This window comes from Streptomyces sp. GMY02, assembly GCF_019056675.1.
In the GTDB taxonomy this organism is placed as follows: domain Bacteria; phylum Actinomycetota; class Actinomycetes; order Streptomycetales; family Streptomycetaceae; genus Streptomyces; species Streptomyces odonnellii.
Genome location: NZ_CP077658.1, coordinates 7,576,121 through 7,598,696, shown reverse-complemented (window position 1 = coordinate 7,598,696; position 22,576 = coordinate 7,576,121). Strand labels below are relative to the sequence as shown.

Below are 22,576 nucleotides of genomic sequence, written 5' to 3'. Positions count from 1 at the left end.
CCGGGCGGGGTTCGGGCGGGTCGTCGGGGCTCAGAGGCCGGGCCCGGCCAGGCCCGCCCACCCCGGCGGGGCCCAGCCCGGTCTGGTCCGGCGTGGGCCGGCTCGACCCGGGCACGCCCGGCCCTGCCCGGCACAGCCTGAACGACCCGTCCCGGTCGGCACAGCCTGAACGGCCTCTCCCAGCCCGGTCCGGCCGTTCAGCGGAGAGCGAGATCGCGCAGAGCGTAGCCGCGTACGGCCGACACGCCCGGCTGCGTACGGTCGACGCATGGACCTCATCGACCTCGTGGAGATTCGCCCCCGGCTGCACATGCTGCGCTTCCCGATCGGCCAGGCCTATCTCTGGCGCGACGGCGACGAACTGACCCTGGTCGACGCCGGATACAGCAATGGCGCGCCCGGCATCGAGCGGGCGATCCGGGACCTCGGAGCGCGCCCCGAGGCCCTGCGCCGGATCGTCCTCACCCACTGCCACCGCGACCATGTCGGCGCCGCCGAGGAGCTGGCGGAGCGGTACGGCGCGGAGGTGCTGGCACACCGGCTGGACGCCCCGGTGGTACGAGGAGAGCTGCCCGTGCCCGAACCGGTGCTGCTGGACTGGGAAGTCCCGTTGTACGAGCACGGCCTGACGGTTCCTCAGGCACCGCCCACCCGGGTCGACCGCGAGCTGGAGGACGGCGACGAGCTGGACTTCGGCGACGGCGCCCGGGTGATCCACGCCCCCGGTCACACCGACGGCTCGATCGGCATCCATCTGCCCCGCCACGGTGTGCTGTTCGTCGGCGACACGATCGCCGCGGTGGGCCGCGTCATGCTGGGTGTCTTCAATGTGGACCGCGCCCGCGCCCAGGAGTCCATGCGCCGCCTGGTCGCGCTGTCCCCAACGACAGTGTGTTACGGCCACGGCGACCCCACCCCGGGCTTCGGCGACCTCACCGAGTCGACCTCGCCGAACAGACCTCACCGAGCGGACCGCACCCATGACTCATGAAGGAGCGGGACGGGGGCAGGTCGTACTCGTGGCGTACTCGGAGGTGGGGAGGTGGCGTACCCGGGGCGGGCGCGGACGGGTCAGCCGACCGGGACACCGTCCTCCAGATTGAGTACCTTCCCGCGCTCGCGTGCGCGCAGGGCCCAGCGCAGCCGCTGATAGCGGCCGGGCGGCAGGAGCCCCGCGGCCTCGTCCTCGCGGACGAAGCGCCAGGCTCTCAGCTCCGGCCCGGGCAGCAGGAGTCTCCCCGTCAGCCGCGCGGGCAGCCGGCCGCCGTCGAAGAGCAGCCGGAGCCCGCCGTACCCCGGTGGCCTGGGCGGTTCCCAGTCGACCACCAGCAGCCGGGGAACCTCGGTCAGCTCTATGCCTATCTCCTCGGCGACCTCCCGTATCCCCGCCTGCGCGGGCGCCTCCCCGGCCTCCACGACCCCGCCGGGGAACTCCCAGCCCGGCTTGTACGTGGGGTCCACCAGCAGCACCCGGTCCTCCTCGTCGAAGAGCAGCACCCCGGCGGCGAGGGTCTCGGCGGTCGGCTCAGGCGTCTGGACGATCTCGCAGATCCCGGCCTCGCCGGTCTGCACGGCGGCGGCGACAGTGACGGCGGTCTCGCGTGCGGTGAGACCGGTGTTGTCGATCACATGGGCGTCGCCGGTCAGCCAGCCGAGCGCGGCGCGGTAGGGCTCGATGTGGTCGTAACACCACTGCGAGGTCCGCCCGTTCCCCGCCGGATCGTCCTCCACCGCCTCACGAGCCGCTATCCGCCCCCGCAGGATCGTTTCGTCTGTTGCCAGCAGCACATGGCGTACCGGGATACGACGGGAGGCGAGCCCGCCGAAGATCTCGTCCCGGTACTCCTGCCGGATCAGGGTCATGGGGACGACGAGCGTGCCACCCACTTCTGCCAGCAGGGCCGCCGCGGTGTCGACGACCAGACGCCGCCAGATCGGCAGGTCCTGGTAGTCGCCGACCTCCGCGAGCCGCTTGGGCGGCAGGAGCCGCGCGACCGCACCGCCGATCAGCTCGGGGTCGTACAGCGTGCAGTTCGGGATCAGGTCGATCAGTTCGCGTGCGGTACTGGTCTTGCCCGCTCCGAACGCACCGTTGATCCAGACGACGATCACGGTTCCCCCTCTTCCGTAGCCCCCAGTGGACTGCCCGCAACACCCTGCCCCGGAAACCCCCCGCCAGGCCGGGCAGGGCGCTCACCGTGCGTGCTGTGGCCGAGCTGTGGCCGGTTCGATGTCGTACCGAGGCCGGGAACGTCCACTGTACGAACCGATGTCCGTGCCGGGCCGTAACGCATTCCCGAGGAACATCGTTGGAATTCGATGTGACAAGGGGGTACCCGATGTGCCGGACAGTGCTGGAGAAATTCCCCGCGGGAGGGCCGCGCGGGAGCTGGCCCGCGGAGGAGTTCGCGCGGGCGCGCAGGGACGAGGGGACGCCGGCGGAGGTCGTGATGGATCTCGACTCCGACGTGTTCCTCGTGGTCGTGCCACAACAGGCGACGGAATCCACGCCTTAGAGCGCGTCCCGCTGTGGGGTCCCCGACGGGTGCGGGGCGCTGTCCTGGTCCGGTTCGCAGCCGGGCGCCGTACGATCCGGAGAATTCCCGACATGCGCAAGCCCGGCCGTAGGACCGGCACGCCGACCGCCGTATCCGTACGCCCTCGACGCGGGTGGCGGTGTGCGACGGCCCTCGCTCTGGCAGGCGTCGCCCTCTCGCTGCTGACCGCGCCTCCTGCGGCGGCCGACAGCAGCGCCTGCACGCATCACTTCTCGGGTCCGCAGATCTGCATCCGCCTCGACGGCGAGGGCGGCCGGAACGCGGTGACCGGGATCTGGACCAACCCGCCGGCGCATGTCGCCTCCCGCTCGGTGATCCTCTTCCGCAACGGCCGTTTCGTGGACCGCGCCCTGGCCACCCGCTCGGGCCGCGCCCTGACCCACGGCTGGCCCACCGCGCACACCGGCACGGAGGTCGAGCTGTGCGTGAAGTTCCGGGGCAGCCGCCGCATGGCATGCCAGACGACGCACTAGGTGGTGTCCCGCGGGCCGGGGCGTGCGCCGCGCCTATGCCTCCGCCGGGCCACGCCCCCCGCTCGTGGCCCGGCGCCCGGGGCGGAAGTGAACTCGCCCCGGCCCCGCGATGGTTGCCGTGGTGCGTAAGGACCCCGGCCCCCGGGCCCGTCGGAACACCGCCGCTGGTCCGGCCGTGGTCCGACGGGCACTCCCCCTGCCGAGGACTCTGACCGGCCGACTTTGGGCCAACCTTGGGGAAACCTGGAACGCCCAGGTCGGCGCGGGATTTCCGACATCGGGTCCGGGCCGTGCGGCGCGGACCGGACACCGGACCGACCCCTCACGTACGGCAGTTGGCGCGGGCCGCGCTCATCCTCCCGTCGCGGTACGGGCATTGCCGCGCCCCGGAAACCACACGGCGCGTCACACCGTCGAGGCCGAATGCCGGCCCGCTCGACAACACCCGGCCGGAAGTCATGTCCCGCCCCGGACTCAGCCCGCCGCCGGTGCCGTCGCCGCGTCCCGCCTCGCGAGCGTGGCCGCGGCCGCCGCGCCCACCAGACCCGCGTCCGTACCCGTCAGAGCAGGGGCGATCTTGATCGACTGGACGAAGGAGAGCGTCGCGTAGTCCTGGAGCGAGCGGCGCAGGGGCGCGAAGAGCACCTCGCCCGCGTTCGCCACTCCCCCGCCGATGACGGCGATCCGGATCTCCACCAGCGTGGCCGTCGCCGCGATCCCGGCGGCCAGCGCCTTGGCCGCCCGCTCGAAGGACGCCATGGCGACCGGGTGCCCGGCCCGCGCCGCCGCGGCCACCGCAGCGGCGGAGGTGTCACCGTCCGGGCCCGGCTCCCAGCCGTCCTCCAGCGCCCTGCGGGCGATGTTCGGACCGCTGGCGATACGTTCCACACAGCCGCGCGAGCCGCACGGGCAGGGATCGCCGTCGAGTTCCACACAGATATGGCCGATGTGCCCGGCGTTGCCGGTCGGTCCCGGGTGGAGCTGCCCGTTCAGGACAAGCCCGCCGCCGACCCCGGTGGAGACCACCATGCACAACGCGTTGTCATAGCCGCGGGCCGCGCCCTGCCAGTGCTCCGCCGCGGTCATCGCGACCCCGTCGCCGACCAGGGTCACCGGTAGTCCGCCGGTGGCTCTCCGTACCCGCTCCACCAGCGGAAAGCCGTGCAGGCCCACGACATTGACCGGGCTGACCGTGCCGGCGGAGGCGTCCACCGGACCCGCGCTGCCGATGCCCACGGCCGTGGCCGATGCCCGGAGCGGGGAGGCGGAGACCTCGGCGAGGACCTCCTCGACCGCCCGCATCACCGTCTCGCCGTCCTCCCGCGCGGGGGTGGGCCGCTGTGCCCGTACGAGGATCCTGCCGCTTCCGTCCACCAGCGCTCCGGCGATCTTGGTGCCGCCGATGTCGAGTGAGACAACGGAGTCGGTATGCATCGGGTCGGATCTCCCGGGGATGAGGCATCCCCGCGTGTATGGGGGGATGTACGGACCTGCGGCTTCGCTGAACAGTCTCCATTCACCTGACAACGTTGTCCAGGGCCTATGCTCGACGCCACAGCCATCCGATGGCAAACCCCCGGCAAACCGGCCGGAGAAACATCGGAGAAAACCGAAGAAAACGACGACAGGACAGCGCACTGTGGCAGACACCGCCCGCCGCCCCGAACCCCGCTACGGTACCCGGCCCACGATGAAGGACGTGGCAGCGCGGGCCGGGGTGGGGCTCAAGACGGTATCCCGTGTGGTCAACGCGGAGCCAGGTGTCACGCCCGACACCGAGCGCCGGGTGCAGGAGGCCATCGAGGCGCTGGGTTTCCGCCGCAACGACTCGGCGCGGGTGCTGCGCAAGGGCCGTACCGCCAGTATCGGTCTGGTGCTGGAAGACCTCGCGGACCCCTTCTACGGGCCGCTGAACCGCGCGGTCGAGGAGGTGGCCCGCGCCCATGGCGCGCTGCTCATCAACGGGTCGAGCGCTGAGGACCCGGACCGTGAGCAGGAGTTGGTCCTCGCGCTGTGCGCGCGCCGGGTGGACGGGCTGATCGTGATCCCCGCCGGGCACGACCACCGCTATCTGGAACCCGAGATAAAGGCCGGAGTGGCGACCGTCTTCGTGGACCGCCCGGCGGGCCGGATCGACGCGGACACGGTGCTCTCCGACAGCTTCGGCGGTGCCCGTTCGGGCGCCGCGCATCTCATCGCGCACGGCCACCGCAGGATCGGTTTCATCGGCGACCAGCCCAGGATCCATACCGCGATCGAGCGGCTGCGCGGCTACCGCACCGCGATGGCGGAGGCGGGTCTGGAGATCCACGACGACTGGGTCTCGCTGGGTACGACCGCTCCTGAGCGGGTGCGCGAGGCGGTGACCGCGATGCTCGCGGGGCCCGAGCCGGTCACGGCGATCTTCGCGGGCAACAACCGTGTGACGGTGACGGCGGTACGGGTGCTGGCCGCGCACCACCGTCCGGTCGCCTTCGTCGGCTTCGACGACATCGAACTGGCCGATCTGCTGGACCCCGGTGTCACGGTCATCGCCCAGGACGCGGCGACCCTGGGGCGTACGGCGGCGGAGCGGCTCTTCAGCCGGCTGGACGGCGCGGTGGACGCGCCGTCGCGGGTGGTGGTGCCGACCCGGCTGATCGCCCGCGGCTCGGGCGAGATCCGCCCGTCGGCGTAGGCCCTGTCCGGCGGATCTGCGCGGGCCCGGAACGCCGCCAGTGACATCAGCCGCTGCCGCGGCGGGCGGCACCTCGCCGCGTTGCCGGAGTCGTCCAAGTACGTCCGGGCCATCGGCAAGGGTGACGGCTCACCGTAACCACCCGTGTGATCGTCCGTGCGCTCCTCAGGGCCGGGCCGCGGGGGCGGCGAACGCCTCCAGGTCGGCCCGGGTCAGACCGGTGAGCCGCGACACCTCGTCGGAGTCGAGCGCACCGCAGTCCAGGCCGCGCAGAAGATGGCCGCTGAGCGCCTTCGCGGTGGCGGGCTCGTCCAGCACATCGCCGCCCGCCCTCGTGGTGTACGCGGCCAGCCTCGCGGCGGCCGGCTCCAGCCCCTCGCGGTAGAAGGCGTACACGGCGGCGTACCGGGTGGGCAGATGGCCCGGGTGCATGTCCCAGCCCTGGTAGTAGGCGCGGGCCAGGGCACGCCGGGTGAGCCCGTAGTGCAGCCGCCAGGCCTCGTGGACCTGGGCGGTGGGGCCGACCGGAAGGACATTGGTGGATCCGTCGCAGACCCGTACGCCCGTGCCCGCCGCGGCGACCTGCATCACGGCCTTGGCGTGGTCGGCGGCGGGATGGTCGCTCGACTGGTACGCGGCGCTGACCCCGACGCAGGCGCTGTAGTCGAAGGTGCCGTAGTGCAGCGCGGTGGCGCGGCCGTCGGCGGCGCCGATCATCCGGGCCACGGTGGCGGTCCCGTCGGCGGCGAGGATCGACTGGCTGGTCTCGATCTGGATCTCGAAGCCGATCCGGCCGGGCTCCAGACCGCGCGCCTTCTCGAACTCCCCGGCCAGCCGCGCCATCGCGGTGACCTGCTCGGCGTAGCTGACCTTCGGCAGGGTCAGCACCAGTCCCGCGGGGAGGCCGCCCGCCTCCATCAGTCCGCTGAGGAAGATGTCGAGGGTCCGGATGGAGCGGTCCCGTACGGCGGCTTCCAGGCACTTCATCCGGATGCCCATGTACGGGGCGGCCGTGCCGTTCCCGTACGCCTCGTGGACCAGCCGGGCGGCACGCGCCGCGTCCGTGTCCTCCTCGGCGTCCGGGCGGGGACCGTAGCCGTCCTCGAAGTCGATCCGCAGGTCCTCGACGGGCTCGCGCTCCAGCTTGGCCCGTACGCGCTCGTACACCGGTCCGGCCAGGGCGTCGGAGAGGCCGAGAACCCGGGCCAGGGTACGGGCGTCGGGGGCGTGTTCGTCGAGTGCGGCCAGAGCCTGGTCGCCCCAGGAGCGGATGGTGCCGGCGGCGAAGGTGTCGGCGGGTACGTAGACGGTGTGGACGGGCTGGCGGGTGCCGGGGTCGCCGGGGTAGCGGCGGGCCAGCTCCGCGTCGACCGCCGCGAGGGGGCGGCCGATGTCCGCGCCGACCGTGCTCGCGAGGCTCGTGGCCACCTTCTCCTGCCGCCCCATGCCCACGCCCTTCCGCCGCCCGTCGCGTTTCCGCTCGTACGGCGCTCCCGCTGCACGGAATCAACAATCCGTTGAAGACGGTAGTCGGCGCGCTCGATCCGCGTCAATGGACGGCGTGACCGTACGGCATGGACGGCGCGGGGCCGCGCGGTGGAGATCACCACGCGGCCCCGGGACCGTACGAACAACGGCTATGGCTACGGCTGCGGACGGACCGCGTCCGCCGCTCAGCCCTTGCGGTTCTTGATCTCTTCGGTGAGCTGCGGGACGACCTCGAAGAGATCACCGACCACGCCGTAGTCGACCAGGTCGAAGATCGGCGCCTCGGCGTCCTTGTTGACCGCCACGATCGTCTTGGACGTCTGCATCCCGGCCCGGTGCTGGATCGCGCCGGAGATCCCGGACGCGATGTAGAGCTGCGGGGAGACCGACTTGCCGGTCTGGCCCACCTGGCTGGCGTGCGGGTACCAGCCCGCGTCGACCGCGGCGCGCGAGGCACCGACGGCCGCGCCGAGCGAGTCGGCCAGCGCCTCGATGATCGCGAAGTTCTCCGCCCCGTTGACCCCACGGCCACCGGAGACCACGATCGCGGCCTCGGTCAGCTCCGGGCGGCCCGTGGAGGTGCGCGGGGTACGGGAGACGACCTTCGTACCGGTGGACTTCTCGCCGAAGGTCACGGACAGCGCCTCGACGGCGCCCGCGGCCGGGGCGGGCTCGACCGGCGCCGCGTTCGGCTTCACCGTGATCACCGGAACGCCCCTGGAGACCCGGGACCTGGTCGTGAACGCGGCGGCGAACACCGACTGCGTGGCCACCGGACCCTCGTCACCGGCCTCCAGGTCCACGGCGTCGGTGATCAGACCCGAGCCGGTACGCACCGCGAGCCGGGCCGCGATCTCCTTGGCCTCCGCCGAGGACGGGAAGAGGACGGCGGCCGGCGAGACGGCGTCGTAGGCGGCCTGGAGCGCGTCCACCTTCGGGACGACGAGATAGTCGGCGAACTCGGGGGCGTCGGCGGTGAGGACCCTGACCGCGCCGTGCTCCGCCAGCGCGGGCGCGGTGTCCCCGGCGCCCGTGCCCAGCGCCACGGCCACGGGCTCGCCGATCCGCCGCGCCAGCGTCAGCAGTTCCAGGGTGGGCTTGCGGACGGCACCGTCCACGTGGTCGACATAGACGAGAACTTCAGCCATGGGATTGCTCTCCTGCGGAAACGAGGAAACGGGAGGGGGGCGGTCCGGGCTCCGTACGAGCCCTGGGGACGCCGCGCGGGCCGTCGGGGCCGCACGCGGGCGCGGGCCTCAGATGAACTTCTGGCTCGCGAGGAACTCGGCGAGCCGCTTGCCGCCCTCGCCCTCGTCCTTGACGATCGTGCCCGCCGTACGGGCCGGGCGCTCCGCGGCGGAGTCGACCGCGGTCCAGGCCCCGGCGAGGCCGACCTCGTCGGCGTCGATCTCCAGGTCCTCCAGGTCCAGCGACTGCACCGGCTTCTTCTTGGCGGCCATGATGCCCTTGAAGGAGGGGTAGCGCGCCTCGCCCGACTGGTCCGTCACCGACACCACGGCCGGCAGGGACGCCTCGAGCTGCTCGCTCGCGGTGTCGCCGTCACGGCGGCCCTTGACGGTGCCGTCCTCGACCGAGACCTCGGACAGCAGCGTGACCTGCGGGACACCGAGCCGCTCGGCGAGGATCGCGGGCAGCACGCCCATGGTGCCGTCCGTGGAGGCCATACCGCAGATGACCAGGTCGTACCCGGTCTTCTCGATGGCCTTGGCCAGCACCAGGGAGGTGCCCATGACATCGGTGCCGTGCAGATCGTCGTCCTCGACGTGGACGGCCTTGTCGGCGCCCATGGAGAGGGCCTTGCGCAGCGCGTCCTTGGCGTCCTCGGGACCGACGGTCAGGACGGTGATCTCCGCGTCGCCGTCGCCGTCGAAGTCGTCCGCGATCTGCAGCGCCTGCTCGACCGCGTACTCGTCCAGCTCCGACAGCAGACCGTCCACGTCGTCGCGGTCGACGGTCAGGTCATCGGCGAAGTGCCGGTCGCCGGTGGCGTCGGGCACGTACTTCACACAGACAACGATCCTCAAGCTCACGCCGGCTCTCCTACTGCATCGTCATTTCCGGGCTGCCTTGTTGAACGCAGCATAGGCGCCTCATCGGGCGGTTTCCGGTCGGGGGACCGGCGGACCGCAGTAAATATTACTCGCCAGTACAGTCAGAGGATGCCCGCTGAGCAAGCGCTTATAACTGTGAGCTTGCCGACGCCGGCGCGGGGAGGATCCACCGGCGTACGACTCCCCGCGCCCGGAACTCAGTCGCGCAGCGCGTTGAAGCGGCCCTGGTGGTAGAGGAGCGGCCTGCCGGGCCCCGCCGGGTCGCCGGCGACGGCCTGCGCTATCACCAGACGGTGGTCACCGGCGGGTACGAGCGTGACCACCCGGCACACCAGCCACGCCAGGACACCGTCCAGCACCGGTACGCCCTCGGGGCCCTCGCGCCAGGCCGTGGGCGGCGCGAAGCGGTCCGCTCCGCTGCGCGCGAAGGTGGCGGCCAGCTCCCGCTGGTGCTCGCCGAGGACATGGACGCCGACATGGCTCGCCTCGGCGAGGACCGGCCAGGTGGAGGACGAGACGCCCACGCCGAAGGAGACCAACGGAGGCTCCGCGGCTACGGAGTTGAGGGAGGTGGCGGTGAATCCGGCCGGGCGGTCGCCGCGGACCGTGATCACCGCGACACCGGCGGCGTGCCGCCGGAAGACGGAGCGGAGCAGATCGGGGGAGGCAAGCTGAGGAGTGCCGAGATCGGGCGTCGCCGTCATCGAGTTGTCCTTCTGCGGGAGATACGAACGGGGTCCGTGGCTGCTCAGCAGCCCGGACAGCGCGCACTCGCGTTGCGGGCCAGATCGACATGGACCCGCCCATGGAGAAGGAGTTCTGGGGGCACCTCGTCAGGGTGACGATACGTGCCGCGCGCAGTCAAGTACGTGGCTCACACCGCCTCCCCCAGCGCGGCGATCACATCGGCCTTGCGGGGCTGTCCGGCCGCCCTCCTGACGATGCGGCCCGCGGCGTCGAGGACCAGGACCGTGGGGGTCTTGAGGATGCCCAGTTCGCGTACCAGCTCCAGCCGCTGTTCGGCGTCGAGTTCGACATGGGAGACCCCGTCGACCATGTCCGCCACCTCGCCGAGTACGCGTCTGGTCGCCCGGCAGGGCTGGCAGAAGGCGCTGGAGAACTGGACGAGCGTGGCCCGCTCCCCCAGCTCCGCGCCCAACTCGGCCGCGCCGAGCCGCCTTTCGCCGTCCTTCACCCGCATCCGCAGCCTCCCGTCGACGCGGCGGCTCAGCAGCCCGAAGGCACTCGCCACGGCGAGCACCGCGGCGCAGACCACCAGTCCCGTCATCCCGCCCCCTCCGCCTTCTGCTGTCCGCGGTATCAGCGTTCACACAACCGCAAAATATTCCCGGGCCGCACGGCGGCCCCGGCGGGGGATGCTGGCGTCATGAACAAGGACATCGACGTCAGGGGGCCGCGGTTCGGAGCGGCCGTCACCACTCTCGTACTCGCCGCGGTGCTGATCACCGGGAGCGGCGCGCTGCTCGCCTGGCAGGCGCTGTGCTTCGCGGTGGGCGCGGTGGCCGGGGTGCAGTACTCACCGTACGGCTGGCTGTTCCGTACGGCCGTGCGCCCCCGGATCGGGCCGGCGGCGGAGTTCGAGTCGCCGGAGCCGCCGCGGTTCGCCCAGGCGGTCGGGCTGGCCTTCTCGCTGGCCGGACTCGCCGGTTACCTCTGGGGACCGTCCTGGCTGGCCCTGGCCGCCACCGGCTGCGCGCTCGCCGCCGCCTTCCTCAACGCGGCGTTCGCCTACTGTCTCGGGTGCGAGATGTATCTGTTGGTACGGCGGGCCAACTTCGGGCTGCGCTGACGTGACGAGAATCTCGCCGTACGCGCAGACCAGGACTGGCCTCGGGGCCGCGTATGGGGCACCATCGGCGCAATGCCGAAAACCTACGGCTGCGTAACTTCCGCCGGGAGAACCCTCCCCGGAACAGAAGGGTCCCCTCCAGATGGCAGAGTTCGTCTATCGACCGGTCATCGGCGTCGCCCGCACGATGTTCAAGGCGCTGGACCTGAAGATCGACACGCAGGGTACGGAGCACATTCCGAGCGCCGGGGGCGCCGTGCTCGTCAGTAACCACATCAGCTATCTGGACTTCATCTTCACCGGTCTCGCCGCGCTGCCGCAGAAGCGTCTGGTGCGCTTCATGGCGAAGGAGTCGGTCTTCCGGCACCGGATCTCGGGCCCCCTGATGCGCGGGATGAAGCACATCCCGGTCGACCGGAAGCAGGGTGAGCAGGCGTATGCGCACGCGCTGGACTCATTGCGGTCCGGGGAGATCGTGGGGGTCTTCCCCGAGGCGACCATCTCGCAGTCGTTCACGCTGAAGAGCTTCAAGTCGGGGGCGGCACGGCTGGCGCAGGAGGCCGGGGTGCCGCTGATCCCGATGGCGCTGTGGGGTACGCAGCGGGTGTGGACGAAGGGCCGCCCGCGCAATTTCCGGCGCAGCCACTTTCCGGTGACGATCCGGGTGGGCGAGCAGGTGGAGGCGGCGGCGGACCAGTACGCGGGCGCGATCACCCGGCGGCTCCGGGAGCGTGTGCAGGAGCTGCTGGAGGCGGCGCAGCGGGCGTATCCGGTACGGCCCAGGGACGCGCACGACACCTGGTGGGTGCCGACGCACCTGGGCGGTACGGCGCCGACGCCCGCCGAGGCCCGTGAGTTGGAGACCCGCTAGGACAGCCCCGGCCGAAACGTCTCTCCACCGGCGGGTGTCGGCAGTACGACGGGGCCGGGCCGGGCCCGGTGTCAGCGGGCCGGGTGGACCGTGATCCGCGCTCCGGGGCTCAGCTTCTCCAGGGATTCGGCCAATTCCGCGCCTGCGGCGTCGAGTTCGGCGGATGTCATGGGCGCGAGGCGCTCCAGCAGGAAGACCGCGTTCACGGACTCCTCGGTCAGCCGGGTGCGGACGCCCTGGCGCCAGTTCCAGCGCCGGCACGTCACGCCTTCGTCGTCGCGCCAGACCACCTCGCCGGGCTCGGGGTGCTCCACCACCGGCTCGCCCCCGGCGGCCGTCGCGAACGGCTCGTCGCCGGTGGCCCGTACGAGCCGCATTCCGCCGGCGATACGGTCCGTGTCCTCGCCGCCGACCGGGACGAGATGCGCGACGCTCACGGCGTTGTAGAGATCGACGAGCAGATTGATCCGCGGCAGCCCGGCCTCGGACAGGGCACGCTTGGCGAGGGCCTCGGCGGAGTTGCGGGTACGGGACGGCTTGGCCCCGAAGGCGCTGTAGACCGCGCGCCAGGCGGCCAGATGTGGATCCTCGTGCGGCGCCCGGCCGCCCAGCCGGGCGGCGAGCCGCCGCGCCGCGTCGTCGAGCAGCGCCGAACTGTCCTCATTGCTGGGCCCGTTGACCAGGCCGTGGGCCTCGACGACGAGATGGGTGAATCCGGGCGCGAGGTCACGCACCTCGTCGGACACGGTGAGCGTCAGGGTCATGGTCTGTGCTGCCTCAGGACTTTCGGGTGCGGCTTCGGGTGCGGCTGTCAGAGGGTCGGGTGCGGTTGTCAGAGGGCGGCGGGAAGCTTCCGCCAGAGATCCATCCGGTCGGCGGCGCCACGCAACGCGCGCAGCACCACCGGATGCGGTGCATCGTACAACACCGCATAGTCCATCTCATTGCACTGAGGTCGGACGGCCCAGGCCAGCCGCTCCCCCTCCAGCGAGAACTGCGCGTCCACGCCCGGCTTGTTGCCGCGCGGGTCCTGCCGGGCCCAGCGCTCCCGCCCCGGCAGCCTGACCGCGACCAGGCCATGGACAACGGGGTTCGTCCCGTCGTCGTCGGTCAGCCGCTGATAGCAGAGGGCGGTGGGAATGGACTCCGCCCTCAGCAGCGCGGCCAGGGCGTGCGCCTTGGCATGGCAGATACCGGTGCGCCGGGCGAGGACGTCCGAGGCACGCCAGGTGACCCGTGGATCGTCCGTGTCGCCGGAGTGCGGGATGGTGTCGCGGACGAATTCGTAGGCCGCTTTGGCGTATGAGTATGCGTCATCGCACGTGACGCGGAGGCGGGCCGCCGTCTCCCGTACCAGCGGGTGCCGGTGGTCGATGGCCTCGTCGGCGGCCAGATAGGCCGAGAGTTCAGGATTCCGCTGGATGAGCCGCATACCGGCGACCTTAAGCCGGGAGCCGGACGGAATCCAATGGATTTCCGCCCGACCCCATACCTATGCGGTCGCCGAAGGGTTACGCGGCCATCTCTTCCTTGAGGGCCTGGACGAACGCGTCGACATCGTCCTCCGTGGTGTCGAACGCGCACATCCAGCGGACGTCTCCCGCCTTCTCGTCCCAGAAGTAGAAACGGAAGCGGCGCTGGAGGCGGCGGCTCACCTCGTGGGGAAGGCGGGCGAAGACCGCGTTCGCCTCGACGGGGTGAAGGATCCGGACACCGTCCACGCCGCGGACGCCTTCCGCGAGGCGCTGGGCCATCGCGTTGCTGTGACGGGCGTTGCGGAGCCAGAGGTCGCCCGCGAGCAGGGCCTCCAACTGCACCGACACGAAGCGCATCTTGGACGCCAGTTGCATCGACAGCTTGCGGATGTGCTTCATCGCCCGTACCGCGTCCGGGTCGAGGACGACCACCGCCTCGCCGAACAGCATGCCGTTCTTGGTGCCGCCGTACGAAAGGACGTCCACCCCCACCGCGTTGGTGAAGGTCCGCATCGGAACGTCCAACGAGGCCGCCGCGTTGGCGATGCGCGCCCCGTCCAGATGGACCTTCATGCCCCGCTCATGGGCGTGTTCGCAGATCGCCCGGATCTCGGCGGGCGTGTAGACCGTGCCCAGCTCGGTGTTCTGGGTGATCGAGACGACCTGCGGCATGGCCCGGTGCTCGTCCTCCCAGCCGTACGCCTGCCGGTCGATCAGCTCGGGCGTGAGCTTGCCGTCCGGGGTCGGTACGGTCAGCAGCTTGAGCCCGCCGACCCGCTCCGGAGCACCGCACTCGTCGACATTGATGTGCGAGGACTCGGCGCAGATCACCGCGCCCCAGCGGTCGGTGAGCGCCTGGAGCGCCACCACATTGGCGCCGGTGCCGTTGAAGACCGGGAAGACCTCGGCGTGCTGCCCGAAGTGGCTGTGCATGATCCGCCGGAGATGCTCCGTGTACGCGTCGTCGCCGTACGAGACCTGGTGGCCTCCGTTGGCGACGGCGAGCGCGGCGAGGATCTCGGGGTGGGCTCCGGCGTAGTTGTCGCTGGCGAAGCCGCGCACCTCGGGATCGTGGTGCCGGCGCGCGTCGGTGGTACGGCTCACGGCTCGGGGGTCAGCCACAGGCGCTTTCCATTCACTTCCCTGGCGGGCCGCTCCCAGACCCCGGCGATGGCCTCGGCCAGCTCCGTGGCGTCCGTGAAGCCCGCGAACGTGGCGTTCGGGCGCTCGGCGCGCAGCGCGTCATGCACCAGCGCCTTGATCACCAGGATGGCAGCCGCCGCCCGGGGCCCTTCCGCGCCCCCCGCTTTGCGGAAGTCGTCGGCCAGCGCCAGGGTCCAGGCCTCGGCCGCGGCCTTGGCGGCGGCGTAGGCGGCGTTGCCCGCCGTGGGCTTGGTCGCGCCCGCCGCGCTGACCAGCAGGAACCGGCCGCGGTCGCTGCGCAGCAGCCCGTCGTGGAAGGCGAGCGAGGTGTGCTGGACCGTACGGATCAGCAGCTTCTCCAGCAGATCCCAGTCGGCCAGGTCGGTCGCGGCGAAGGTGGCGCTGCCGCGCCAGCCGCCCACGAGATGGACCAGTCCGTCGATCCGGCCGAACTCCTTCTCGGTCCTGTCCGCCCAGGCCCGGGTGGCCGCGAGGTCCAGCAGATCGACGGTGTCGCCCGTGACGGTGGCCCCGCCGTGCGCGTACCGCGCCGCGTCGACGGCCTTCGCCAGCCGCGCCGGGTCCGCGTCGGCGGCGACGACGGTGGCACCCGCCTCGGCCAGCCGCAGCAGAGCCGCCTGTCCGGCCGGGCCCGCGGCGCCCGCGACCGCGACGACCGCGCCGTCCAGCGCGCCGCCGTTCCCGCCCGTGCCGCCGGACCTGCCCGTACCGGCGCTCACACCCGTACCGCCGTTCCCACCACTCTCGTTCATGCGCACCGCCTCCCGCCGGTGAGGGCTCACGCGGCCGCTCGCTCGGTGCTCGTGGCGGTGATCCCCTTGGTGGAGGCGATCACGTTCTTCAGCTTCTTGGCAAGCGCCTCGTAGAACATGCTCAGCGGAAACTCGTCCGGCAGCACGTCGTCGACCAGCTTACGGGGCGGCTGGGTGAGGTCGAGGGCCTCCGGGCCCTTGGCCCAGCGGGAGCCCGGATGCGGGGAGAGGTACTCGGAGACGAGATCGTACGCGGCGAACCAGTGGACCAGTTTGGGGCGGTCGATCCCGGCCCGGTAGAGGTCCTCGATACGCGCGCAGAGCTGGTTGGTGACCTCCGGGGCGCGCTCCCAGTCGATGCGCAGGGTGTTGTCGGTCCAGCGGAGCACATCGTTCCGGTGGAGATACGCGAAGAGCAACTGGCCGCCCAGACCGTCGTAGTTGCGCACCCGCGCGCCGGTGACCGGGAAGCGGAACATCCGGTCGAACAGCACCGCGTACTGGACGTCGCGCCCCTGCGGAACGCCGTCCGCCTCCAGCCGTACCGCCTCGCGGAACGCGGTGAGGTCGCAGCGCAGCTCCTCCAGTCCGTACATCCAGAACGGCTGGCGCTGCTTGATCATGAAGGGGTCGAAGGGCAGGTCGCCATGGCTGTGGGTACGGTCGTGGATCATGTCCCAGAGCACAAAGGCCTGCTGGCAGCGGTCCTGGTCGCCGACCATCTCGGCGATGTCGTCGGGCAGCCGGACCCCGAGGGTCTGCACCGCGGCCTCGGTGACCCGGCGGAAGCGGGCGGCCTCGCGGTCGCAGAAGATCCCGCCCCAGGTGAACCGCTCGGGCACCTCGCGCATGGCGATCGTCTCCGGGAAGAACACCGCGGAATTGGTGTCGTATCCGGCGGTGAAGTCCTCGAAGGTGATACCGCAGAAGAGCGGGTTGTCGTAGCGGGTGCGCTCCAGCTCGGCCAGCCACTCGGGCCAGACCATGCGCAGCACGACGGCTTCCAGATTGCGGTCCGGGTTGCCGTTCTGCGTGTACATGGGGAAGACGGCGAGATGCTGGAGGCCGTCACGCCGGTCGGCCGCGGGCTGGAAGGCGAGCAGCGAGTCCAGGAAGTCGGGGACGTCGAAGGCTCCGTCGGCCCATTTGCGGAGGTCCGCGACGAGCGCGGTGTGGTACGCGGCGTCGTGCGGCAGCAGCGGGGAGAGCTCCTCCACTGCGGCGATCACACGGTCGAGCGTCGCCTCGGCAAGACCGCGCGACGGCGCGCCCTCGGCGTCGAAGTCGATCGAACCGTCCTTGGACTGCCAGGGCCGGATCTCCTCGACGGCATTCTTGAGCCTTGGCCAAGCCGGGTGCTCGACCACCCGGGCCGCGCCAACAGCACCGGCGGCACGGCTTGTGCCGGATACGGCGTCCTGCGCAAGAATTTCCGTCATGTCACTTCCTCCACGCGAGATCTTGGCGTAAAGACACCGTATAGGTCTCTTGTTCCGCCGTACAAGAATGACTGTGAGAAATTATCCTGCGGACCCGCATGGTCACCGCGATTTTTCCTGCACTACGGGGACCGGACACACAGTTCCATCGTGCGGCACACGGCTCCCCGGCGCGCGACAGGGTCCCATCCGCCCGGCAGGGCCTAGGCTGCCCCGCTGGAGCCGCTGTCGACGGAAGCGAGAAGAATCTTGACTTTCCAGACCATCGGGCATCGCGGAGTGATGGGTGTCGAGCCGGAGAACACCCTGCGGTCCTTCGTCCGGGCCGAGCGCGCCGGCATGGACGCCATCGAGCTGGACCTGCATCTGAGCAAGGACGGCGCGCTCGTCGTCATGCACGACACCGAAGTGGACCGTACGACCGACGGCACGGGCGCGATCGCCGACCGGACCCTCGCCGAGCTGCGGGAGCTGGACGCGGGTGACGGTCAGCGGGTCCCGGTCTTCGAGGAGGTCCTGGACGCCGTACGGTCACCGCTCCAGGCGGAGATCAAGGACGTGGCCGCGGCCCGGGCGCTGGCCGGGGTGATACGGCGGCGCGGTCTCGCCGGACGGGTCGAGGTGTCGTCGTTCCACGACGGCGCGGTCGCCGAGATCGCGGCGCTGGTGCCCGGGGTGCGGACGGTGCTGATCGCGAGCCGCTGGGGCTCGGACGTGGTGGAACGGGCCAGGGCGGTGGGCGCCGCCTCGCTGGCCCTGAACATCCGCAGGATGACGCTGGAGGTCGTCGAGCGCGCGCACGCCGAGGGGCTGCGGGTGATCGGCTGGGTGGTGAACAGCCAGAGCCAGCTACGGCTCGCGCGCGCCTTCGAGCTGGACGCGGTGACCACGGACTTCCCGGAGATCCGTCGCACCGGCCGCTTCACCGCCTGAGCGGGAGAGCCGGAGCCGCGCGGTCCCGGGCCGCGCGATGTCCCACACCGCGGGCGTGGTCGCGGGCCGCGCGGTTCCTGACGCGCGGACCCGGCGCCGTGTCACACCGGCGCCTCGGCCGGCGGCATCACGGCGGTGCCCTCACACCAGCGGCTTGACCAGCAGCTCGAAGGCCAGGTCGTCGCGCTGCGGGATGCCGAACCGCTCGTCGCCGTACGGGAAGGGCTGGAGCTTTCCCGTACGGCGGTAGCCGCGCCGCTCGTACCAGGCGATCAGTTCCTCGCGGACCGTGATCACGGTCATGTGCATCTCACGGACCCCCCAGTCCCGCCGTGCGAGACGCTCCGCCTCGGCGATGATCCGCCGGCCGAGACCCGTGCCCTGCGCGCCGGGCAGCACCGCGAACATGCCGAAGTAGGCGGCCTCGCCGCGGTGTTCGAGCTGACAGCAGGCGATCAGCCCGCCGTCGCGCTCCACGGCCAGCAGCCTGCTCACGGGCGACTCGATGACCTCCAGCACCCCGCGCGGGTCGGTCCGCTGGCCCTCCAGGATGTCCGCCTCGGTGGTCCATCCCTGGCGGCTGCTGTCCCCTCGGTAGGCCGACTCGATGAGGGCGACCAGCGCCTCGGTGTCGGCCGCCGTGGCGTCCCGGTAGACGAGTTCGCCGGTGGTGCGCGGGGCGGTGTCCATGGTGCGTGTTCTCCGTATCCGGTCTTGCGTCCTGGCCCCGGCGTCGCGGCCCGGGTCCGAATCCTCCGCAGCCTAACCCGGACGGTCGTACCGCGGTACGAATCCGAGCAGCCGGGCGCAGGCCCCGGTGTCGAACAGCGAGCCGTGGCCGGCCAGCTCGGCGAAGGCGGGCACCCCGGGGTGGTAGCGCTGCATCAGCTCGGCGGTCGGCACCGGCGAGCTGGTGTCGCGCGCGGTCACCTGGAGCACATGGCAGCCGGACAACTCCGTCTCCAGCGCCCGCCGGACCGCCTCGGCCGCGTCCCTGGTGTCCAGCCATCCCCACAGGTCCATCCGGTGCGCCGCGGGATCGGCCCGTACGGCGTCGAGCTGGAGGCGCAGCCGCTCCCCGGTCCCGGTGAAGGGGAACCGCAGACAGACGATGTCCGTGCCGTAGCGGCGGTGGGTGGCGCGGGCGGTCTCCTCCAGCACGATCTTCGACAGTCCGTAGGGGTCCTGGACCAGTGTCGGATGCTCCTCGTCCAGCGGGACGTACCGTGGCGACCGCGGTACGGGCGACCAGGCGAGGCCGACGGCGGCCAGGCTGGAGGCGGCCACCACCCGGCGCACCCCGCAGCGGCCCGCCTCGTCCAGCACCCGGTGCGCGGTGAGGCAGTTGGTGGCGAACAGGTCGCTGTCGTCGTCCGACTTGGGGTGCGGGATCGCGCCGAGATGGACGACCGCGTCCGCCCCGTCCATGGCCTTGCGCACCAGACAGGGGTCGCGCAGATCACCGGTGTGGACGGCCTCGGCACGGGGGTCGTCGACGGGGACCAGATCGGTGGCGACGACCTGGTGGCCGCGGGCCAGCAGGTCGTCCCGTACGAACTGCCCGATATGGCCGGCGGCTCCGGTGACCAGCACCCTCATCAGCCCTTCACCGCCCCGACCAGGCCGTTGACGAAGTACCGCTGAAGGCTCAGGAAGAGCAGGATCACCGGGATGACCACGATCAGCGCGCCCGCCATCAGATTGTTGTAGTGCGGCACGTTCTCGGCGGAGAGCGTCTGGAGGCCCAGTGGCAGGGTGTAGGTGGACGGGTCGTTGAGCGAGACCCGGGTGAGCAGGAACTCGTTCCAGGTCGGGATGGCCGTCAGCAGCGCCACCGTGATCAGCGCGGGCCTGGCCAGCGGCAGATAGACACTGGCGAAAATCCGCAGTTCGCTCGCGCCGTCCACACGGGCCGAGTCGCGCAGCTCGCCCGGTACGGCCGCGAAGGCCCCGGTCATCAGGAGGATGGACAGCGGCGCGCCGCCGTTGACGAAGGGCAGCACCAGTCCGAAGTGGGTGCCGAGGAGGCCCAGGGTGTTCTCCAGCAGCACGATCGGCAGCATCACCGTGATGCCGGGCACGAACAGCAGCGACACGAACAGCTTCTGGAGGAAGCCCCGGCCCGGGAAGCGCAGCACGGCGAAGGCGTAGCCGGCCGCCGCGTATATCACCAGGGTGAGCACCACCGTATAGCCGGTGACCAGCAGGCTGTTCAGGAAGAAGTCAAAGAAGTGCAGCTTGTTCCAGGTGTCCACGAGGGTGGAGAGCGTCGGGTCGTCGGGGATGAGGTGTCCGCCGCGTACGACCTCGATCTGGTTCTTGAAGGCCGCCGACACCATCCACAGGAACGGGTAGACGCTGACGAGTCCGTACAGGGCGAGGAGTACGCCGACGACGGAACGGGCGACCAGCCAGCGGGTACGGGCCGCGCGCTCGTCCGGCGGGCCGGGGCGCGCCGTGAGGGATGTCGATGTCATGTGGTGCTCCGCGATGTCATGTTCCGCTCCGGGGCGTCATGTCCTGCTCCGCAGCGCGCGCAGATTGATCAGGGCGAGGATCAGGGCCGCGGCGAACAGGATCCAGCCGAGCGCGCTGGCGAGCCCCAGGGTCGGAGAGAGCTGCTTGAGGAACGCGAGGCGGTACGCCTCCAGGCCCAGCACATTGGTGTGGTCGCCGGGGCCGCCGTTGGTCATCACCAGGAAGGTCTGGAAGCCCTGCAGGGACTCCCGCAGATTGAGCAGGATCACCACGGCGGTGATGGGACGTACGAGCGGCCAGATGACCGAGGCGTTGGTACGCCACCAGCCGGCGCCGTCCAGCTCCGCGGCCTCCAGCACGCTGCGGTCGATGCTCTGGAGTCCGGTGAGATAGAGGAGCATCGCGACCGGGACCAGGCCCCAGACCGTCACCACGATCATGGTGGGCAGGGCGGTGGACGGATTGCCGAGCCAGCCCTGCGGCTGCTGGAGGGAGCCGAGACCCACGCTGCCGAGCAGGGTGTTGATGGCGCCGTCCGGCTGGAGGATGTACTGCCAGGCGAAGAAGACCGCGACTCCGCTGGTCACGTACGGCAGGAAGTACACCGAGCGCAGCACCGACTGGAAGCGCCGGACGCGGTTGAGCAGGACGGCCAGCGGAAAGGAGACCGCGACGGTCAGGGCCGGGGCCGCGATCATGACCCAGAGGGTGTTGAGCGCGGCGTTCCGGACCCGGGGCGCGTAGACGGGGCTGCGCCACAGCAGGTCGGCGTAGTTGTCGATACCGACCCACTTCCAGGTCGGGGTGAAGCCGTTCCAGGTGGCGAAGCTGAGCGCGAAGCCGTAGCCGACGGTGTACAGGCCCATGACGCAGAACAGGACCACGGCGGGGCCGACGAACAGATAGCCGGTGAGCGCCTCGTACGAACGCGGGCGCCGGCGGGATGTCTCACCTGCCGCCGGCGCCTCCGTCACCGCGCCAGGAGCCATGGTCACTGCGCCGCCGCCCAGAAGGAGGCGTTCAGCTCACGGAGCTTCTTGGCGGTCTGCTCGACGGACTGCTGCTTGAGCGGGCTGAGGTCGGCGAGGATCGCGCCGGCGTCGTCCTGCTCGTAGCCCGGTGCGCGGAACTCGTTGCCGCGGTTGGGGTCGTAGGTGTTCTGCGGGGTGCCCTTGAAGCTCTCGACCATGGCGGCGAGCGCCGGGCCGAGGACGGTGGCGGAGTCCGCGCCGAGTTCGGTGGCGGGCACGTCGGACGCGTCCTTGGCGAACTGGGCGGCGACCTTCGGGGTGGAGAGGAACTCCATCCACTTCTTGGCGTTGTCGGGCTGCTCGCTGGTGGACGTGACACTGAGGCCGGTCAGCGCGAGCGGGCCGAGCGCCCGGTCCGGTACGGCGCCGTCCTTCAGGGAGGGCAGGGCGAAGGTGAGTACGTCCTCGGGATTCATGCCGTTCTGCTTGAGGAAAGCGAGGGTGAAGGTGCCGCCGACGTCGAAGGCCGCCTTGCCCTGGGCGAAGGCCTGGTCCGCCTCGTCGATGGTGAGGCTCTGCGCGCCCGGCATCCAGTACGGGGTCAACTGGTCGTACAGGCTCAGCACCTTGATCCCGTTGGGCGAGCCGAAGTCGGCGCTCTGGTCCTTGCCGAAGAGCGCCTCGTACCCCTGCTGTCCGAGCTGGCTGAAGGCGAGCGGCTGGAGGACCCAGGTCAGTCCGGTGGCCTGGACCTTGAGGCCGAGGGCCAGACCGCCGGTCGTGGGGTTCTTGGCGGTGGTGGCCTTGAGCGCGTCGAGGAACTCCTGCCAGTCGGCGGGGGGTTCGGTGATGCCCGCCTCGGCGAGCATCTTCTTGTTGGCGTAGACGATGCCGAAGGTGCCCACGGTGAGCGGCACACTGTAGCGGGCGCCGTTCTCGATGCCGTGGTCCTTGGCGGTCTCGGGCTGGGAGTCCTTGAAGCGCTGTTCGGTGACGAGTCCGGACTGCTGTACGGGCTGCTGGATACGGGCGGCCCACTCGCCCTTGAAGTCGCCGCTGATGTCGGCCGCGATCCCGGCGGCGCCGAAGACCCGGTCCTCGCCGTCGGAGTGCACCTCCAGCACATCCGGCAGGTCACCGGTCTTGGCCGCGCTCTGCACCTTGGTGGTGTACGCGTCGTCGGGGGTGTAGGCCTCGACCTCGACCGAGATACCCGTCTGCTTCTTGAACTCGGCCGCCGCGGCGCGCAGCGCGCCGACATGCGACTGCTTGAACGTCCACATCTCCAGCGAGGACGAGTCCCCGCCGGAGTCGGACGAACTGCCGCAGGCGGCAAGGGTGGTCAGTGAGAGGACGGTGGCCGCCGCGACCACCGCGAGCCGGACATTCCGCGAAAAAGGTATGCGCATGGCCCC

At 71.1% G+C, this 22,576-nt stretch carries 24 protein-coding genes; 7 read left to right on the top strand and 17 right to left on the bottom strand.

Going from position 1 to position 22,576, the window contains the following annotated elements:
- Window positions 1-277 precede the first annotated feature (277 nt).
- Complete coding sequence (locus KQY30_RS32370) at window positions 278-991, top strand: MBL fold metallo-hydrolase (RefSeq protein ID WP_217311434.1); 714 nt, start codon at window positions 278-280, stop codon at window positions 989-991.
- An 80-nt stretch (window positions 992-1,071) separates the two neighbouring features.
- Here KQY30_RS32370 and KQY30_RS32365 read toward each other — a convergent pair whose 3' ends face one another.
- The gene (locus KQY30_RS32365; protein ID WP_217310089.1) at window positions 1,072-2,112 is read right to left on the bottom strand and encodes an NUDIX hydrolase; all 1,041 of its coding nucleotides are present in this window, start codon (window positions 2,110-2,112) and stop codon (window positions 1,072-1,074) included.
- A 227-nt stretch (window positions 2,113-2,339) separates the two neighbouring features.
- On the opposite strand from KQY30_RS32365, the gene KQY30_RS32360 reads away from it, so the two are divergent.
- Window positions 2,340-2,516 (top strand): hypothetical protein, encoded by a 177-nt coding sequence (locus KQY30_RS32360; protein ID WP_198533799.1) that lies wholly within the window; start codon window positions 2,340-2,342, stop codon window positions 2,514-2,516.
- 92 nt (window positions 2,517-2,608) lie between these two features.
- Window positions 2,609-3,031 carry a hypothetical protein gene (locus KQY30_RS32355; protein WP_217310088.1) on the top strand — a complete coding sequence of 141 codons (423 nt, stop codon included), beginning with the start codon at window positions 2,609-2,611 and terminating at the stop codon, window positions 3,029-3,031.
- Window positions 3,032-3,505: 474 nt separating this feature from the next.
- On the opposite strand, the gene KQY30_RS32350 is transcribed toward KQY30_RS32355, so the two are convergent.
- The gene (locus KQY30_RS32350) at window positions 3,506-4,465 is read right to left on the bottom strand and encodes an ROK family protein (protein ID WP_217310087.1); all 960 of its coding nucleotides are present in this window, start codon (window positions 4,463-4,465) and stop codon (window positions 3,506-3,508) included.
- A gap of 205 nt (window positions 4,466-4,670) precedes the next feature.
- Between KQY30_RS32350 and KQY30_RS32345 the strand changes: the two genes are divergently transcribed.
- The gene (locus KQY30_RS32345; RefSeq protein WP_046499954.1) at window positions 4,671-5,708 is read left to right on the top strand and encodes a LacI family DNA-binding transcriptional regulator; all 1,038 of its coding nucleotides are present in this window, start codon (window positions 4,671-4,673) and stop codon (window positions 5,706-5,708) included.
- A gap of 165 nt (window positions 5,709-5,873) precedes the next feature.
- Here the strand turns inward: KQY30_RS32345 and KQY30_RS32340 are convergent, their stop codons facing one another.
- From KQY30_RS32340 to KQY30_RS32320, 5 genes are all read right to left on the bottom strand, one after another.
- Entirely contained in the window at window positions 5,874-7,154 is a 1,281-nt protein-coding gene (locus KQY30_RS32340; protein ID WP_217310086.1) for an aldolase/citrate lyase family protein, read from the bottom strand.
- A gap of 227 nt (window positions 7,155-7,381) precedes the next feature.
- Window positions 7,382-8,344, bottom strand: a complete 963-nt coding sequence (locus KQY30_RS32335) for an electron transfer flavoprotein subunit alpha/FixB family protein (RefSeq protein WP_217310085.1) — start codon at window positions 8,342-8,344, stop codon at window positions 7,382-7,384.
- A 108-nt stretch (window positions 8,345-8,452) separates the two neighbouring features.
- The gene (locus KQY30_RS32330) at window positions 8,453-9,247 is read right to left on the bottom strand and encodes an electron transfer flavoprotein subunit beta/FixA family protein (protein WP_217310084.1); all 795 of its coding nucleotides are present in this window, start codon (window positions 9,245-9,247) and stop codon (window positions 8,453-8,455) included.
- A 218-nt stretch (window positions 9,248-9,465) separates the two neighbouring features.
- Complete coding sequence (locus KQY30_RS32325; protein WP_046499945.1) at window positions 9,466-9,972, bottom strand: flavin reductase family protein; 507 nt, start codon at window positions 9,970-9,972, stop codon at window positions 9,466-9,468.
- A gap of 170 nt (window positions 9,973-10,142) precedes the next feature.
- A complete protein-coding gene (locus KQY30_RS32320) occupies window positions 10,143-10,556 on the bottom strand; it encodes a thioredoxin family protein (protein ID WP_217310083.1) in 414 nt (137 codons plus the stop codon).
- A gap of 99 nt (window positions 10,557-10,655) precedes the next feature.
- Between KQY30_RS32320 and KQY30_RS32315 the strand changes: the two genes are divergently transcribed.
- Complete coding sequence (locus KQY30_RS32315) at window positions 10,656-11,078, top strand: DUF4395 domain-containing protein (protein WP_217310082.1); 423 nt, start codon at window positions 10,656-10,658, stop codon at window positions 11,076-11,078.
- 142 nt (window positions 11,079-11,220) lie between these two features.
- On the top strand, window positions 11,221-11,949 hold the full coding sequence (locus KQY30_RS32310) for a 1-acyl-sn-glycerol-3-phosphate acyltransferase (RefSeq protein ID WP_217310081.1): 729 nt from the start codon (window positions 11,221-11,223) through the stop codon (window positions 11,947-11,949).
- 71 nt (window positions 11,950-12,020) lie between these two features.
- Here the strand turns inward: KQY30_RS32310 and KQY30_RS32305 are convergent, their stop codons facing one another.
- The 5 genes from KQY30_RS32305 to KQY30_RS32285 all read right to left on the bottom strand — a co-directional run bounded on the left by KQY30_RS32305 (window position 12,021) and on the right by KQY30_RS32285 (window position 16,779).
- Window positions 12,021-12,713, bottom strand: a complete 693-nt coding sequence (locus KQY30_RS32305; protein ID WP_217310080.1) for a B3/4 domain-containing protein — start codon at window positions 12,711-12,713, stop codon at window positions 12,021-12,023.
- Window positions 12,714-12,781: 68 nt separating this feature from the next.
- On the bottom strand, window positions 12,782-13,381 hold the full coding sequence (locus KQY30_RS32300; RefSeq protein WP_217310079.1) for a transglutaminase domain-containing protein: 600 nt from the start codon (window positions 13,379-13,381) through the stop codon (window positions 12,782-12,784).
- A 79-nt stretch (window positions 13,382-13,460) separates the two neighbouring features.
- The gene (locus tag KQY30_RS32295; protein ID WP_217310078.1) at window positions 13,461-14,546 is read right to left on the bottom strand and encodes a low specificity L-threonine aldolase; all 1,086 of its coding nucleotides are present in this window, start codon (window positions 14,544-14,546) and stop codon (window positions 13,461-13,463) included.
- The gene (locus KQY30_RS32290) at window positions 14,525-15,340 is read right to left on the bottom strand and encodes an SDR family NAD(P)-dependent oxidoreductase (protein WP_217310077.1); all 816 of its coding nucleotides are present in this window, start codon (window positions 15,338-15,340) and stop codon (window positions 14,525-14,527) included. The genes KQY30_RS32295 and KQY30_RS32290 overlap by 22 nt, the downstream gene beginning before the upstream one ends.
- A gap of 26 nt (window positions 15,341-15,366) precedes the next feature.
- Complete coding sequence (locus tag KQY30_RS32285; RefSeq protein WP_254407418.1) at window positions 15,367-16,779, bottom strand: DUF6421 family protein; 1,413 nt, start codon at window positions 16,777-16,779, stop codon at window positions 15,367-15,369.
- 249 nt (window positions 16,780-17,028) lie between these two features.
- Between KQY30_RS32285 and KQY30_RS32280 the strand changes: the two genes are divergently transcribed.
- Window positions 17,029-17,712 (top strand): glycerophosphodiester phosphodiesterase family protein, encoded by a 684-nt coding sequence (locus tag KQY30_RS32280; protein ID WP_217310076.1) that lies wholly within the window; start codon window positions 17,029-17,031, stop codon window positions 17,710-17,712.
- A 141-nt stretch (window positions 17,713-17,853) separates the two neighbouring features.
- Here the strand turns inward: KQY30_RS32280 and KQY30_RS32275 are convergent, their stop codons facing one another.
- The 5 genes from KQY30_RS32275 to KQY30_RS32255 form a co-directional block, all read right to left on the bottom strand.
- Window positions 17,854-18,402: a GNAT family N-acetyltransferase gene (locus KQY30_RS32275; protein WP_217310075.1), complete on the bottom strand. Its 549-nt coding sequence runs from the start codon at window positions 18,400-18,402 to the stop codon at window positions 17,854-17,856.
- Window positions 18,403-18,474: 72 nt separating this feature from the next.
- Complete coding sequence (locus KQY30_RS32270) at window positions 18,475-19,311, bottom strand: NAD(P)-dependent oxidoreductase (RefSeq protein ID WP_217310074.1); 837 nt, start codon at window positions 19,309-19,311, stop codon at window positions 18,475-18,477.
- Complete coding sequence (locus tag KQY30_RS32265) at window positions 19,311-20,189, bottom strand: carbohydrate ABC transporter permease (protein WP_217310073.1); 879 nt, start codon at window positions 20,187-20,189, stop codon at window positions 19,311-19,313. The genes KQY30_RS32270 and KQY30_RS32265 overlap by 1 nt, the downstream gene beginning before the upstream one ends.
- Before the next feature lie 36 nt (window positions 20,190-20,225).
- Window positions 20,226-21,164 (bottom strand): carbohydrate ABC transporter permease, encoded by a 939-nt coding sequence (locus KQY30_RS32260; RefSeq protein WP_254407417.1) that lies wholly within the window; start codon window positions 21,162-21,164, stop codon window positions 20,226-20,228.
- 17 nt (window positions 21,165-21,181) lie between these two features.
- Complete coding sequence (locus KQY30_RS32255) at window positions 21,182-22,570, bottom strand: ABC transporter substrate-binding protein (protein ID WP_217310072.1); 1,389 nt, start codon at window positions 22,568-22,570, stop codon at window positions 21,182-21,184.
- Window positions 22,571-22,576 lie beyond the last annotated feature (6 nt).

Bases quoted from the DNA above. Each gene is read 5' to 3' on its own strand.
- KQY30_RS32355 (WP_217310088.1), top strand. From the start codon at position 2,609: ATGCGCAAGCCCGGCCGTAGGACCGGCACGCCGACCGCCGTATCCGTA.
- KQY30_RS32360 (WP_198533799.1), top strand. From the start codon at position 2,340: ATGTGCCGGACAGTGCTGGAGAAATTCCCCGCGGGAGGGCCGCGCGGG.
- KQY30_RS32300 (WP_217310079.1), bottom strand. From the start codon at position 13,381: ATGCGGCTCATCCAGCGGAATCCTGAACTCTCGGCCTATCTGGCCGCC.
- KQY30_RS32325 (WP_046499945.1), bottom strand. From the start codon at position 9,972: ATGACGGCGACGCCCGATCTCGGCACTCCTCAGCTTGCCTCCCCCGAT.
- KQY30_RS32310 (WP_217310081.1), top strand. From the start codon at position 11,221: ATGGCAGAGTTCGTCTATCGACCGGTCATCGGCGTCGCCCGCACGATG.
- KQY30_RS32320 (WP_217310083.1), bottom strand. From the start codon at position 10,556: ATGACGGGACTGGTGGTCTGCGCCGCGGTGCTCGCCGTGGCGAGTGCC.
- KQY30_RS32265 (WP_217310073.1), bottom strand. From the start codon at position 20,189: ATGACATCGACATCCCTCACGGCGCGCCCCGGCCCGCCGGACGAGCGC.
- KQY30_RS32315 (WP_217310082.1), top strand. From the start codon at position 10,656: ATGAACAAGGACATCGACGTCAGGGGGCCGCGGTTCGGAGCGGCCGTC.
- KQY30_RS32270 (WP_217310074.1), bottom strand. From the start codon at position 19,311: ATGAGGGTGCTGGTCACCGGAGCCGCCGGCCATATCGGGCAGTTCGTA.
- KQY30_RS32275 (WP_217310075.1), bottom strand. From the start codon at position 18,402: ATGGACACCGCCCCGCGCACCACCGGCGAACTCGTCTACCGGGACGCC.
- KQY30_RS32350 (WP_217310087.1), bottom strand. From the start codon at position 4,465: ATGCATACCGACTCCGTTGTCTCACTCGACATCGGCGGCACCAAGATC.
- KQY30_RS32335 (WP_217310085.1), bottom strand. From the start codon at position 8,344: ATGGCTGAAGTTCTCGTCTATGTCGACCACGTGGACGGTGCCGTCCGC.
- KQY30_RS32255 (WP_217310072.1), bottom strand. From the start codon at position 22,570: ATGCGCATACCTTTTTCGCGGAATGTCCGGCTCGCGGTGGTCGCGGCG.
- KQY30_RS32340 (WP_217310086.1), bottom strand. From the start codon at position 7,154: ATGGGGCGGCAGGAGAAGGTGGCCACGAGCCTCGCGAGCACGGTCGGC.
- KQY30_RS32305 (WP_217310080.1), bottom strand. From the start codon at position 12,713: ATGACCCTGACGCTCACCGTGTCCGACGAGGTGCGTGACCTCGCGCCC.
- KQY30_RS32285 (WP_254407418.1), bottom strand. From the start codon at position 16,779: ATGACGGAAATTCTTGCGCAGGACGCCGTATCCGGCACAAGCCGTGCC.
- KQY30_RS32290 (WP_217310077.1), bottom strand. From the start codon at position 15,340: ATGAACGAGAGTGGTGGGAACGGCGGTACGGGTGTGAGCGCCGGTACG.